Source organism: Alteribacter keqinensis (assembly GCF_003710255.1).
GTDB lineage: Bacteria > Bacillota > Bacilli > Bacillales > Salisediminibacteriaceae > Alteribacter > Alteribacter keqinensis.
Genome location: NZ_RHIB01000002.1, coordinates 465,726 through 478,957 on the forward strand (window position 1 = coordinate 465,726; position 13,232 = coordinate 478,957).

Genomic DNA, 13,232 nt, shown 5'->3' on the forward strand with positions numbered 1-13,232 from the left:
AGGGATCTAATCTATGAAAAAACAAAACCTGAAAGATAGAATGCGAGCTTGGACGCAAAGGCATGAAAAGAAAGCACTCCCCCACTCTCTTATTGCTTTAGCCATTGTTCTTACAATTATTCTTACTCAGCCGATCTGGAACGGAGCCCCCATCCCGGAGGATACCCGCCCCGATAATGTAGAGCACCGTATCTCCATGGTCGGTGATATTATGATGGGACGCCACGTCCAGGACGCAGCAGAGCAGAGCGGGGAAGGAATGGATCGCGTGTTCCGTTACGTGACTCCATACTTTCAAGAATCGGATTATGTAACCGGAAACCTTGAAAGTCCGATCATCGCCGACCACGAAGAGGAAACTAAAAACATGATCGAAGACTTTGAGTTTCATAAAGAAATTCATTTATACGCACCTGTTAGCGCCGTCGATGCTCTCGTAAGCGCCGGCTTTGACTCTGTGAGCCTTGCAAACAATCATACGATGGACTACCGTGAGCTTTCCTTTCAGGAGACGGTACGTCATATGAAAGGCAGCGGTATCGAGATGGTCGGCATCGGCCACCGTCTTGGTGATCCGCAGGAATTCGGTCAGGAGGAGGAAGAAGAGGAATGGTTCGAAGAAGAACCAGCCCAGGAAACCCCTTCTTCCACTCAGGACGAAGACATTGAAAATGAAGAGCTCGATGCAGCCCGGATTTCCTATCACGACCTTGATGAGGATACAACGATTGCCATGATTGGGATTACCGATGTGTTTTACCAGCAGTTTGCCGCCGGTCATTCACCAGGTGTATTTATCACGTCAAACGTGACCGGGACCGGACAGGCCGGAACTGAACTTCTCAGCAGACGCCTCAGGGAGGCAAGGGCCAATGCAGATATCGTCATGGTTCATATCCACTGGGGCGAAGAGTACCAGATCTACCGCAACCGTACCGATCACCAGGAAAACCTGGCACGTTTCATGTCCAATAACGGAGCTGACGTCGTGATCGGCCACCACTCCCACGTCCTTGAAGACGTGGAAATTATTCAGGGAACCATTGAGGAAGACGGACAGCGCTACCGAAATAACACCCTCGTCATGTACAGCCTGGGTAACTTTGTCTTTGACCAGGGATGGACCCGGACAAAAGAATCGGTCTTAGCCCAGCTTGACCTGCTCGATGACGGAAGCAGCGAGCTTTCCTTTATTCCAATGAACGTTCTTGACTCTGCCCCAAGAGAAACACAGGGACTGTTTAAGGGATACCGCGACTACCGGATCTTCCGTACCCTCCGCGCCAGTCTTGACGATGATCTCTGGCGGGTGGACAACAGCCGGCTGATTATTGATCTGGACGCTGCAGGCATTTTTGAAAGAGGGGAACTTGTCCAATGAGCGCATTACGAATAACAAACATCCTTGCCCTTGTCATCTTCATTGGACTTGTGGCCTGGGAGATCAGTTTTCAGGATATTATCAGACAAACACAAGAACCATACTCCGATGAGGTCGAAGAAAATGAAGATACACTTGAACTGACCTCAGAAGCCCCGGCGGATGAAGAAGCCGCACAGGAACAGGAGGGATATGTCTTTGGGACGAGTGCCGTTCACCCCCTCGCTGTGCGCGCCGGTAACAGAGTTGTTGAAAACGGCGGTAATGCCGCCGAAGCAGCCATCGCTGTCAGCTTCGTATTAGGCGTTGTGGAACCCTACGGATCAGGAATCGGCGGCGGGGGTATGATGCTCGTTCACGACCCCGATCAAGGCGTACGAAGCTTCGACTACCGTGAAGCAGCAGCATCCAGCGGTGCATGGCCTGAACGTGGCGTCGCCGTTCCCGGTCTTGTAAAAGGTATGGAGCTTCTTCACGAAGAATACTGGTCCGGAGAAGAAGAAACAAGCTGGGAAGCACTCCTTGAAGATGCCATCGAGTATGCGGAAGATGGCGTCCTTGTGGATCAGATTCTGACCAACCGTATCGACAGCGCGACCCGCTACATCGATATGGACGAGCAAAACCGTGAATACTTCTATCCGGGCGGCCTCGCCATCGAGCGGTATGAAACTCTCCAGCAGCCTGCCCTGGCAGAAACAATGAAAAAAATTCAGGCATCAGGTGCGGCAGGCTTTTACGAAGGTGAAGTTGCCGATGCCCTCGTGAACGCCACTTCGTTTACTCACGAAGACCTGCTCAACTATGACGTATACGAAAGCGAGCCGGTCTCCGGCGAGTTTGAAAACCGCCGCATTTATGGAACCGCGTCACCATCAGCATCCACCACATTGATTCAAATGCTTCAGATGGCTGACCAGCTCGATGTCTATGAGACCCTCAGTGCCATTGAAGGCTTTGACGGTCTTGACCTTGATCCGAACATGAAACTCGGACACCTGGTCAACGAGGATGAATGGTATCCCGTATACGTTCACCTGATGAGTGAAGTGACCAAAGCCGCCTACGGGGACCGGCTTGAGACTGTGGGAGACCCGCAGTTCAACCCGGAGATTGACACAAACGCCTTTACAGAGCCGGCCTATACGCAGTCACTGATTGATGGAAATGAAGAGCAGTCCGGCATCAACGTTGACCGTATTTCCTACAACGAGCAATATGACTCACCGGCTGAAATTAATGACTCCCGGCACACGACTCACTTTGTTATTGTGGATCAGGACGGCATGATGGTCTCTGCCACCCACTCCCTTGGTGAGTTCTTCGGATCAGGGCGCTACGTGAAAGGAATGTTTTTGAATAATCAGCTGAACAACTTCAGCCCCCGTGACGAGTCACCGAACAGCTACGCTCCGGGCAAACGTCCGCGTACGTTCGTCTCTCCCGTCATTTTGGAAGGCGAGCACGGCCAGGCAGAGCTAGGACTCGGTACACCAGGCGGACGGCGAATTCCGGCCATGCTGTTCCAGACAATCATGGAATATACCTATGGTGTAAATGAAGACACAGGCGAGCCGTTCACCCTTCAGGAAGCGATCTCCAGACCCCGCTTCTACACGGAAGGCAACCTCGTCAACTATGAACGCAGCATGGATGATGACATGCGCCGGATCTTCTTTGAAGACTTCGGCTATGACTTAAGACAGGAATCCTCTCCGCTTTACTATGGAGGAATCCAGGGAATCGGCCTTGAATACAGCGACGCCGGTCACGTCCAGCGCATCTTCGGCGGCGGGGACCCGCGCCGTAACGGTGCATGGCAGCTCGGCACACACGAAGGAACACAGGAAGAACAAGGCGCAGACGAAGATGAACTTGACGAATAAACGAAAGCGGCAGAGCCTACTCATAGGCCTGCCGCTTTTTTCTTCGTTCAGTTAACAGGATCCAGCACAGCACCCCGACAGCCCCGCCGGCCATATCCAGAAGTACATCCTCCACCATTCCGCTTCGGTTCGGGTGAAAATAATGACGCACCTCATCATAAGCCGCATAAAGCGTTGTACACAGAATTGCTATGACAGCCGCTTCGGGGACACGGTCTCCAAGCCACAACCGCACCACCCTGTACACCAGTACCGCCAGCACAAAATAAACAAAAACATGAGCACCTTTTCTGATGAAAAACTCCACAAACTGCTCGGTGGAACTCGTCTCGAGACTCACCACGCTCGTTCCGTAAGTGAAGCTCACCCAGCCAAAGGCTGACTCCACCCACGCCAGGTTTATGTTTCCGAGTATCGGAGTAACGTTCTGCTCTTCATACGACTGGGAGGAAGCATATTGAATCACAGCAACCCACCCAAGAAGCGGTACGATATGACTGAGTAATGTATTGGTTTCTTTTTGATTCATCTCTTTATCACCTGAATTAGTGTATTAACGAATAGATGTTTATTATACGTTACATTTTGGGCCTTTTGGGAGAGCCTGGACAATTTCTGTGTTCATTCGAGTCAATTTCCCGGGAAATCGAGCAATTGCGCAGATTAAATAAACGTTTGCTTAAGTTGCAAAGCGTGGGGAAACAGCGGGATTTTACAGGGAAATTGTAATGAGAGCACCTCAGTGGGGTCTGAGGAAATAATGAAGGAAGTTATTACACCATTCCGGGAATATACGAACAACTAAAATGCGATGCAAGTAACCCGCTCCTGAAATATACTTCGCTTTCCGCGGAAAGCGGGTTACCCTCCTCACTTCGTTGCGGGGTCGCACCTTAGCTTTACCTCCCGCAGGAGTCTGCGTATATTTCATTCGCTATGTCACCGAATTGTTCGAACGAAAGATAGCTGATTACTTTCTTAAAATCCCAGCCTAATACATTCCAGGCCCTGTCTGTAAGCCATTATCTAATAATAGATATCCTGCGCCTCCACTGAAGGCGCAGGACACTCCCGTTATATTTACCTCATTTGCTTTGATATGGAGCATCATACCTAAACTTCATGGCTAAGGGATCTAATAACACTATTGAGGACCTGCTTAAATTATTTTGTCTTCAATGGGAATTCAATATTAAGAGGAGGCTGAAAGAATGCCGTTGCGGAAATGGTGGAGGATCTAAATAAGCTAAGCGAAGCCACTGAAGAAAAGTCTATTTTCTCAGAAGAGTTACGTGTTGATTTCCGCTCATTGCACTTTCCGGGGGGCGCCGGTGAGCCTTCTCGTGCTCCGGGGTCTCACCCTGCCACCTCCTCCCGCAGGAGTCTCGCGCATTCGATGCAATCAACTCTTTTCTAAAAATCAACATCGCTCTTTAACACAGCTATAATAATTAAGAAGAGGCTGTAATAATGTCCAAGACCCCTGGCCGATGCCACTGAAAAAAGTACAAATTAATTTTTTCAGTACCTTCCTGGCAAGTATGGAAGCTCGCCGGCATAGTTATGGAAAGCAAAGGGCACGCAGGTTAAATACTTCTTGTATCATGCGCAGCTGAACGCCAGCAGCGAGACTCCTGCGACAGTGGGGGCCAGGCGAGACCCCGCAGGGCAAAGCCCGCGGAGGCTCGCCGGCACCGTCGCGGAAAGCGAGCGGATGGCGTTCAGCGGAGCTCAGATAAACTGACGTGAAGATATACTCATTTAATAAAAAAAGAAACCAGTGCATCCTCTGCCCTGATTTCCCGAATTATTCATCTGGTTTCGGCTTTCTATCTCTGCCCGGCTGTGGAATCCCCACCTGGCCCCGGATCGAATAGTCCGTTCGGAGAACCGGCCCCTTCTTTTTATCACCCAGCCGCCGCTCTTCAGACCGGACCACCGTCGAATGGTCCGACGTTTCCAGATCTTTAAGCAGTCTCTCCAAATCCTTAAAAAAGTCCTTTTTTCCCATTAACATCACCTCAGTTTCAGGTTTTACTTTCTTCCCGTGAGGAGATTTGCTGTACTTTTTTCTCTAAATCCTCAAGCTGGCCTTTCAGGTAATCATTCTCTTCCTGGAGCTTCGACGCCTTCGAAGAATAGTGTGGGTCGTTCTCCCACCAGTCCATGCCGATTTCCTTAGCTTTATCCACGGAAGCGATCAGGAGACGGATTTTTATTGTCAGCAGTTCTACGTCAGCCAGGTTGATTTTAATATCTCCCGCGATGACCACACCTTTATCGAGAACCGTTTCAAGTACGTCTACAAGGCTGTTTGAATTGTTCGGGGTCTTCATCGGTTCCATGTTCACTCACTCCTATTTTATGTGTTCGTGCTAAAGCAGGTTACCAAGGGGTCCGAGATTGATATTCAAGTCCTCATCGTCCAGGCCGAAAATCTCTTTCATTTCTTCCATCTTCTCTTCCAGGTTCATAAGCGCAACACCCAGCTGCTCAATCTGCTCGTCCGTCAGATTGCCGCTGTCGACCCGGCGCATCGCCTGTCTCTCCACAAGCTGTCTGAGCAGTTCAATAACCGTAAGAACGAGCTGGGACAAACCTTCCTCCGCTTTTTCCGGATCAAGGGATATACGCCCTGTGGGCTTGTTTTCCGGGGCAAAAAGTTCTGCTTTACTCAACTGTTTCCTCTCCTTTCACAGGCTCTTTATTCTGGCTTTCAATCAATGTCTCCACAGACGTCAGAAGAATACGCAAATCAAGGTATACCAGGTCTATATCGGCTATCGATATGGTGATATCCCCTCTGAGCACAACGCCTTTATCCAGAACCGCATCGAGTATATCGAGCAGCGATACGTCATCTCTTTCAAGGCTTTCTCTCCTCACAGCATCCACCTCATTCGGTCTTTCTGTACGATACGGCATCTCTGATTTAATCGTGTAATCATCGCTTCACTCTACTCTCCGGCTTCTGTAAAACTAGAGAAATGATACGCAGGCCACGGTCCCGTGACAGCAAAGTCAAGCCCGCTCTCTTTTTCATCCGCTTCTTTCTTCGCTTCTTCCATGATCCCGGTCAGGCGATCCATATCGCTTCTGTCAATGAGGTACGCACTGTTCCAGCACATCTCTTCTGTGCGGCCGGTGACTTTTTGATTCCAGTTCTTTTTCACTTCGGCCTTAGAAGAAATCTCTTTGAGCTTTTCGTGCAGCAGACCGCACTCTTCATCGACCTCTTTCTCCGCCTGTTTTTCAACAAACTGGTCAAGCTTGCGACGCTCAAAAAACTGCTTTCCTTTGGACAGGGATTCAATCTCCTGCTTCTTTCGTTCAATTTCCGGGCTGTTTTCAAGAACACTCCGGGTGAACTTCTCTTTATCCGCATAAACCTTCACGTTCCACTCTTCTTTATCCGAAAGCTCCGAGAACAGTTCAACAATACGCTCCCTGTGAGTATTTACAATCGACTCAAGGCTTTCCATGGTCTCGTAGATCGTTCCAAACTTCAGCGGTATAATGGTAAAGGTCTGATGAAGACGGTTCATCATTTCGTGGTGGTGAAAGGCTTTATCCTGAAGCCATTTCATATTCTCCACGTTTTTCTTCAGTTGGTCTTCATTAAACTCATCTTTTTTCACACGGCAGACGACGGATGTTATATCGCCATGCGATACGTACTCCACCTGGGTGTCAGGATCGATGCCCGGCATATCGGGTGTATCGTCTTGTTCGTCAGTTGGTATAAAGGCATACAAGTACAGTAGTTGGTCCGTTGCAATATTCGTTTCCATCGATTCACCTTCCTTCGTTCTCTTCCACACTTTCCCTCAGTCGTTCCTGCTCAAGTGTTTTTGCTATTCTGTATCGCTCCAGCAGTTCTTCTTCCTGCTTTTCGTACGCTTCCTCAGAGATTTCTTCCATCTCAAGCATCATCTGCAGATGAATCAGCTTCTGCTGGATGTGTTCAAGATCGTACAATTCTTTGTCCACTTCTTCTTTGACCTTTTTACCGACCATTACGAGCGTATCAATGGGCCAGGTGAAAAGTTTGAAGATCATGACGCATCTGCTTTGATTTTCAGATTGATGAAGTTGTACGCCGGCCACGGGCCTGTATATTTAAAATCAACCCGGTCGCCCCACTCTTCGTGAAACTCGTTTACCAGGGCATCAAACTCTGCTTCTTTTTCCTTATCAATCAAAAAGGCCGCATTTATAAGCATCCGCTCACTGATCGCTTCATTGTTTTTAGCCGCATCAGCCACTTCCGCCAGAGGCTGAAACACCTGGTCATCAAAGGTCATCTGAAGTTTTGTCATAAAATTACGGGCTGCTTCACCTAGCTTAATCCGGTCGTAGTACCCTGCCTCAGCATTTTTCCCCTTTACGTTCGTCTGCAGCTTTTTCATTGCCGGTTCGTTCTGCGCCGAATTTTCAATCCACTCTTTTTTCCCGATCAGCTTAAGACCGACTTCCATCTTCCCTCTGATACGGGGAAAGATTTCATTAAACTGGGGTGAGAGCTTGGTCAGAAGGATCTTCACGTCTTTTTCCGACTCGAGTACGTTTCCGAAACTCATGGGAATGATCGTGAACTGCTTCATTACCGCAGCCACCGTATCCTGATGGGCTTTCAGATTCTGCCTGCTCGGCTCATAAATCTGCACCGGGGCATTGGTAACAACCATGGACAGGCCTTTGTAAGGGATCGTATACACACGGCGGTGCTCACCTGCCAGTTTCACTTTTTCAAAGGTTTGCGCTTCCTCTGTTTCAATCGCGCCAAACATGTAAACTCCCTCTTTACTCATGTACGCTCTCTCCTTTTACAGCTTTTTCAGTTCATCTGCGATCTTTTTCTTCGCTTCTTTTTTCCCTAAGCATCTGCCAACTGACGCACCGAGCACGTCTTTACACAGCGAAATGAAATCATCGTTATCCGCCTTGATTTCGATGTCGTTCTGTCTGGCAATCTCGCCAATCATCACACTGCCCCGGAAGCTTGGCCCCTGGACTTCTTCTTTTTCGCAGAGCTTTCGGATATTCTCAACGAGCTGGACAATCACTTTCGCTTCGTCCTCTTCAATCCCGGTCCTCTCCTGAACCATCTTGATCTCCGTCTCTGTCGATCCACGGTTCAACTCAAGGGTGATGAGCCGGTCCCTCAGCGCATCCTGCGACTGATAAACCCCTGCATACTCCTCGGGGTTGCTCGTGAAAATTATCTTAAAGTTCGGGTGTGCCCGGACAAACGCATCTTTTTGCTTAGTTCCATATAGCGGAAGGATCCCTTCTTCAAGCAACGAAAGTAGAAGGTTATTCGTCTCGGGTTTCGAGCGGGTAAACTCATCATAAATAACTGTATAACCGTTTTTAACTGCCTTCACGAGGTGACCTTCATGCCAATTTTCATTCACCCGTTCTTCATGTTTATAAACAGACCGGATAAAGTTATCTACAGTCTTCGATGAAGAAAAACCATTCGCGCCTCCGATAAGATCCACATTGTTCATTTCGTGATTTCCCTGGAGGAACAAAACAGGCTGCTCATACTGGCTTGCAAGGTAAAGAGCAAGTGACGTTTTCCCGACACCTGCAGGGCCTGTGAAATGAACCGGATAGCGAGCTTTTAAATACTGTTTTGAACGCTCGACTAAGTCTTCAATTTCCGACGTGACAACAAAGTTGTCCAGGTCAATGTTCTGTTTTGACCGGCTCGATGTGTCGTCTGTTTTCTCTTTTGAAGACGACTCATCCTTGGTTTTGGAAGGTTTTTTGTCGCTTTTGCCCTTGGATGACTGCTGTTTTGATTGCTTTCCGTTCTCTTTTGAAGACTGCTTATTCGAATCACTTTTGGCTTTATCGTTTGAAGATTTGTCGTCTGATTTGCTGCTTGATTGGGATTCTTTGGACTGCTTCGTGTCATCTGATTTTTTTTCAGATTTGTTTTCGCTGGATTTACTGCTGCTTTGAGACTTTTTCTCTTTGGTATTGGATTGATCCGATTTCGTTTGTTTTTTACTGGAAGACTGTTTTTTTGATGATGTGTTTGATTGATTTTGTTTGTCGTCGTTTGATTGTTGTTTCTTTTGTTTGTCACCGTTTGATTTCTGGTCTTTTTCATCTTCGGAGTCTTTATTCATGAGCTTTTTTAAGACCATGATCGACTACCTCCCTTCGCTTTCTTCGATTCTTTCTGCACGGTATCGAAGGCTTTTACGGTGGAAGGACACCACGTCCATGTCTTCATTGACCCGGGCCTGATAAACGCCGAGTAGCTGGTCGCGCCCGTATTTTTTCATGTATTCCTTCTCCTCGATCACTTCCACTTCCACTTCCCACGCCTTTTCTTCCGTGACGATGGAGGTGATTCGGTAAACAGGGTAGACGTGTTCTGTAAAAAAGTCTTTTACTGTATTGATAACTTCTTCTAGTTTCATAGGTTTACACACCCTTTGATCTGTTGTTTTGAACACCGAAAAGAGAACCTGGCATATGGTTGGCCATATGCCAGCTTCCCTTTACCGGTTAGGCAAAGTTCAGCCTGTTGCTGCCTTCTCCTTCTTCTGCTCCGTCTAATTCACCCTGCACTTCGTCGCGAAGCAGTCCGACTGCTTCAGCGTATCGAAGCCAAGTGTCCACACTTGCGATAACAACGCGGGCTTCAATCGTAATAAGCTCGATTCCTACAAGTGAAACACGTGCATACAGGTCGATAACGACCCCTTTATCTAAAATTCGGTCAATCACTTCTGCCAGACTGGATGAATCCGTACTTTTTTGAATAGCCATTTCATGCACTCTCCTCTACGGTTTTTTTATATTTTCAGCGCTTTTAATTTCCGTCACTTTTTTCAAGTCGGACGGCTTCTTAATGTCACTGGGCTTCTTGATTCCGTCACTGTCGCTGCCGGAATCGCTGCCGCCGGTGAGCTCATTGTCTTTAATTTCCTCTTTTGCGTCTTCGCCTTTTGATTTAATGCGGCGCTTCGCTACCTTAAGGTTCTCCTGGGCTTCTTCACCGGTTTCTTTCAGCTTTTCCCCTGCTTCTTCAACGTTGTCTTTGACTTTCTCTTTAGCAGTTCGGACTTTTTCAAAAAGATTGTAGAATTTTTTTCCTATATAGGTTGCTGCAGCTGCATTTTTGGCTTTTGGATGATCGTCTGCGAAGTCTTTTGCTTGTTCCTTGGCTTCTTCTTTGGTTTCTTTTCCGGCCTTCTTGAAGGTACCCACCACTTTGGATCGGGCATTCTTGTTCAGTAACGCAAGGCTTCCGGCCAGGACGGTGATCCCGCCGGCGATAAGTGCTGTCTTTGTACCTGAAGATTGACTCGTATTTTTATCCATCGCAGCCTCCCCTTTCTAATAAAAGGATCTGTTTGAATTAATTCCCGATCTTTCTTTCATGAAACGGTCTTTTTTACGTATTAAAAAAGAGGGTGCCTTCGCACCATCTTTTTTTTTCATGGTTTGTTTACTCTTTTTTGTTGTCGTCAGAGCCGTCTTCTTCCTCTTCTTCGGACTCTTCTTCAGAATCAGTTTCTTCTTCTGTTTCTTCTGTTTCTTCTGTTTCTTCTTCCGTTTCCTCGTCAGACTGGTCTTCGGATTCTTCGTCAGTTTCTTCAGAAGTATCATCTTCAAGAGTGGCAGCAACTTTTTCTGCTGAATCTCTCAGACTTCCGGCAATTTCTTCCTGCTTCTCGGTACGCCAGTTTCCTACTTTTTCTTTAAGTTTGCTCACAGATTCAGTGGACGACTCTTTCAGTCCCTGAAGCGTGTCCTTACTTTTTTGGGTTGTGCTTTCGTAGCCTGTTGCGATTTCGCCACGAAGATCTTTCCCACTTTTAGGTGTAGTAAGGATTGCAGCCGCAGAACCGATGGCTGCTCCCACAAGAGCTCCTGTAATGAATGTTTTTTTGCTTCCACCTTTTTGCTGTTCATTTACTTGCGGCTCATTTGAGTCGTTTGTATGCTGTTCTTCTGTAGACATGTTGAATTCCTCCTTGAAATTGGTTTCCTTACGAGCTATACCCTTTTGTGAATCGCCAAAACTGTTTTGTTAGGAAATGGTTATAAAGTAGGTAAAAGTTGTGGTTTATTTAGCTACGGCACCATGATTTACCATTAAAAAAGACGGTTTCTTTCCTATTAAAATGATTTGAGTTTTATGAAAGAGGGAAATAGCGTACGTAGCAAGAAAGATAATGTAGCAGGAAAATTCGGATTAGGGGTGACTCTTTCATGGTGGAATTTTGGAAAATAGGTGAGTTTGCAAAGGAATTGGACAAACATGCAAGTACGGTGGACAACTGGTTCCGCAAGCTGGAGGAAAAGCAGCTTCATTATGTGAACCGGGCGGATGAAGAGCGGATTTATGATGAGTTTGACATGGAGATCGCGCGGGTGATTAAGGAAAAGCGCGAGGAGAACAAGTCTCTTGAGGAGATTTTTCAGGAGCTAAATGAAAATTATGAGTTGCGGCCGTTTCCGTCTGGCGGCGGGGCCGTTGATATGGAGGCATTGCGTGCGGAGTTAATGGAAGAGCTGGCTTCCTCGGCTGAGCAGGATCGCGTGAAAGATGCGGTGCTGCGGCGCGAGGTCGAGCGGGCGCTTCGGGAAGAATCGCTTCGTGAGTGGGAGGGCCTTCCTAAGGAGACGCGGATGAAGCGCGGGCGGTTGTTCCTGAAGGTGGAAGATAACGAAAAGCGTGATAAATTTGTGGAATTGTACACGGACCGCCGGTTTGAGGAAAAGTTGAAGGAAGTGCTGGCGGAGAAGGAGTAGAGTGAGAGAGAGTCGGGGCGGCGGGTGCAGCCCCGGTTTTTTGTTGGGTGGAGGTTTTGGGGGGTGGTAGGTGCGGTCGTTTAAACAGGTTGTGGGTGGTTTTAAACAGGTTAGGTGGTGCATTAAACGTGTTAGGTGCTCATTTAAACAGGTTAGCTCCCCCTTTAAACAGGTTAGCCCCCGTTTCTTAAATACTCCAAAAAATACTTCCGCCCTCTTCCCTTCCCCTCACCGATTAAATCCAGGTTGGATAATAAGGTACTTGCTTTCCGGGACTCCTTAATATGAAAAAAATCTTTGAATCCACCATGTGTGATCGTTGGAGAAACAATGTATGAATAGTCAACCAAAGCGTCTATCAACAGTGTTTTGTTATTTGTTTGATAGCCGCATTTTGGGCATGCCCAGCTTCGTTTTGCCCGATACAAGGAGGTTGGCGACGGGCAATCCATGCAGATGATGCCTGAAATCAGATGATTCTGGTCAAGGTTATATTTTACCAACACATCACATTGTCTTTCACGGTGGCTCTGCAGCAGTACTTCATCTAAAGACATCATTTCTTTGGTCGTTCGTTTATTCTTCAAGTGCTTCGCGTCACTTTCCACTACAAAGAAATCTACGTATGTGCTTCTTATGACGCGATCGCTTTCCTTAAACCTTTTAAAGATCATCTCAGGGTTTTTGTTGGCCATAATGACGCAATATTCTACCGTCATGTTTGGATATCCGTTTATTGTTAACCAATTTAGAAGGCTGTTTCTTTGCGCTTTGACTTGTAAAATCGGGTCATCGTGCATTTCTTTTCTTCCATCATAAAACGTTTGTTTTACTTGGTGGGTCTCACCAATAAACTCGAGGGTTTCACCGCCCCAGTTCTTGATTTCCATAATTAATAAATAATTCGGTGTTACGAGAAGGGTGTCTAATTGAAAAGGGGATAAGTTGGAATACATTCTGAGGTTATGGTACAGGTGGGATGTTGGTGAAGTTGCGATGTTTCGCAAGTAATAGTCTACTGACTGTTCTCCTTTATAGCCGGACTTGATCATGCCTAGATCTCTCATAAAATTAGAGTAATTCGGATGTGTGATCGGGAATCGGGGAGCGGTTGCTTCTAAAGTGGCTAGTTCGAGGGTAGGTTTGCGGGGCTTTCTTATCATGGGCACCTTCCTTTCTGT

17 protein-coding genes are annotated in these 13,232 nt (G+C 47.3%); 3 read left to right on the forward strand and 14 right to left on the reverse strand.

The window, feature by feature from the left end; all coding sequences use genetic code 11:
* Positions 1 to 13: 13 nt before the first annotated feature.
* Both EBO34_RS13665 and EBO34_RS13670 read left to right on the forward strand, forming a co-directional pair.
* The gene (locus tag EBO34_RS13665) at positions 14 to 1,381 is read left to right on the forward strand and encodes a CapA family protein (RefSeq protein WP_122899473.1); all 1,368 of its coding nucleotides are present in this window, start codon (positions 14 to 16) and stop codon (positions 1,379 to 1,381) included.
* Complete coding sequence (locus EBO34_RS13670) at positions 1,378 to 3,267, forward strand: gamma-glutamyltransferase family protein (protein WP_122899475.1); 1,890 nt, start codon at positions 1,378 to 1,380, stop codon at positions 3,265 to 3,267. The genes EBO34_RS13665 and EBO34_RS13670 overlap by 4 nt, the downstream gene beginning before the upstream one ends.
* A 16-nt stretch (positions 3,268 to 3,283) precedes the next feature.
* Here EBO34_RS13670 and EBO34_RS13675 read toward each other — a convergent pair whose 3' ends face one another.
* The 13 genes from EBO34_RS13675 to EBO34_RS13735 all read right to left on the reverse strand — a co-directional run bounded on the left by EBO34_RS13675 (position 3,284) and on the right by EBO34_RS13735 (position 11,257).
* Entirely contained in the window at positions 3,284 to 3,796 is a 513-nt protein-coding gene (locus EBO34_RS13675) for a VanZ family protein (RefSeq protein WP_122899477.1), read from the reverse strand.
* Positions 3,797 to 5,074: 1,278 nt separating this feature from the next.
* On the reverse strand, positions 5,075 to 5,278 hold the full coding sequence (locus EBO34_RS13680) for a hypothetical protein (protein ID WP_122899478.1): 204 nt from the start codon (positions 5,276 to 5,278) through the stop codon (positions 5,075 to 5,077).
* 16 nt (positions 5,279 to 5,294) lie between these two features.
* Complete coding sequence (locus EBO34_RS13685) at positions 5,295 to 5,603, reverse strand: gas vesicle protein (RefSeq protein WP_122900106.1); 309 nt, start codon at positions 5,601 to 5,603, stop codon at positions 5,295 to 5,297.
* A gap of 39 nt (positions 5,604 to 5,642) precedes the next feature.
* Entirely contained in the window at positions 5,643 to 5,945 is a 303-nt protein-coding gene (locus EBO34_RS13690; protein ID WP_122899480.1) for a gas vesicle protein K, read from the reverse strand.
* Positions 5,938 to 6,153: a gas vesicle protein gene (locus EBO34_RS13695; protein WP_249414098.1), complete on the reverse strand. Its 216-nt coding sequence runs from the start codon at positions 6,151 to 6,153 to the stop codon at positions 5,938 to 5,940. Before EBO34_RS13695 ends, EBO34_RS13690 begins: the two co-directional genes overlap by 8 nt.
* Positions 6,154 to 6,224: 71 nt before the next feature.
* Entirely contained in the window at positions 6,225 to 7,058 is an 834-nt protein-coding gene (locus EBO34_RS13700) for a GvpL/GvpF family gas vesicle protein (protein WP_122899484.1), read from the reverse strand.
* A gap of 4 nt (positions 7,059 to 7,062) precedes the next feature.
* A complete protein-coding gene (locus tag EBO34_RS13705; protein WP_122899486.1) occupies positions 7,063 to 7,326 on the reverse strand; it encodes a gas vesicle protein GvpG in 264 nt (87 codons plus the stop codon).
* Positions 7,323 to 8,078, reverse strand: coding sequence for a GvpL/GvpF family gas vesicle protein (locus EBO34_RS13710; RefSeq protein WP_122899488.1), 756 nt, complete (start codon positions 8,076 to 8,078; stop codon positions 7,323 to 7,325). Before EBO34_RS13710 ends, EBO34_RS13705 begins: the two co-directional genes overlap by 4 nt.
* Before the next feature lie 15 nt (positions 8,079 to 8,093).
* Entirely contained in the window at positions 8,094 to 9,428 is a 1,335-nt protein-coding gene (gene gvpN, locus EBO34_RS13715; RefSeq protein ID WP_249414099.1) for a gas vesicle protein GvpN, read from the reverse strand.
* Positions 9,429 to 9,434: 6 nt separating this feature from the next.
* Positions 9,435 to 9,707 (reverse strand): gas vesicle protein GvpO, encoded by a 273-nt coding sequence (locus EBO34_RS13720; RefSeq protein ID WP_122899490.1) that lies wholly within the window; start codon positions 9,705 to 9,707, stop codon positions 9,435 to 9,437.
* 88 nt (positions 9,708 to 9,795) lie between these two features.
* Entirely contained in the window at positions 9,796 to 10,059 is a 264-nt protein-coding gene (gene gvpA / locus EBO34_RS13725; protein ID WP_122899492.1) for a gas vesicle structural protein GvpA, read from the reverse strand.
* A 15-nt stretch (positions 10,060 to 10,074) separates the two neighbouring features.
* Complete coding sequence (locus tag EBO34_RS13730) at positions 10,075 to 10,614, reverse strand: hypothetical protein (protein WP_122899494.1); 540 nt, start codon at positions 10,612 to 10,614, stop codon at positions 10,075 to 10,077.
* A gap of 127 nt (positions 10,615 to 10,741) precedes the next feature.
* Positions 10,742 to 11,257, reverse strand: a complete 516-nt coding sequence (locus tag EBO34_RS13735) for a YtxH domain-containing protein (protein WP_122899496.1) — start codon at positions 11,255 to 11,257, stop codon at positions 10,742 to 10,744.
* A gap of 251 nt (positions 11,258 to 11,508) precedes the next feature.
* Here EBO34_RS13735 and EBO34_RS13740 point away from each other — a divergent pair, with 251 nt between their 5' ends.
* Positions 11,509 to 12,051 (forward strand): MerR family transcriptional regulator, encoded by a 543-nt coding sequence (locus EBO34_RS13740; protein WP_122899498.1) that lies wholly within the window; start codon positions 11,509 to 11,511, stop codon positions 12,049 to 12,051.
* A gap of 173 nt (positions 12,052 to 12,224) precedes the next feature.
* Here EBO34_RS13740 and EBO34_RS13745 read toward each other — a convergent pair whose 3' ends face one another.
* Entirely contained in the window at positions 12,225 to 13,214 is a 990-nt protein-coding gene (locus EBO34_RS13745) for a nuclease-related domain-containing protein (protein WP_122899500.1), read from the reverse strand.
* Positions 13,215 to 13,232 lie beyond the last annotated feature (18 nt).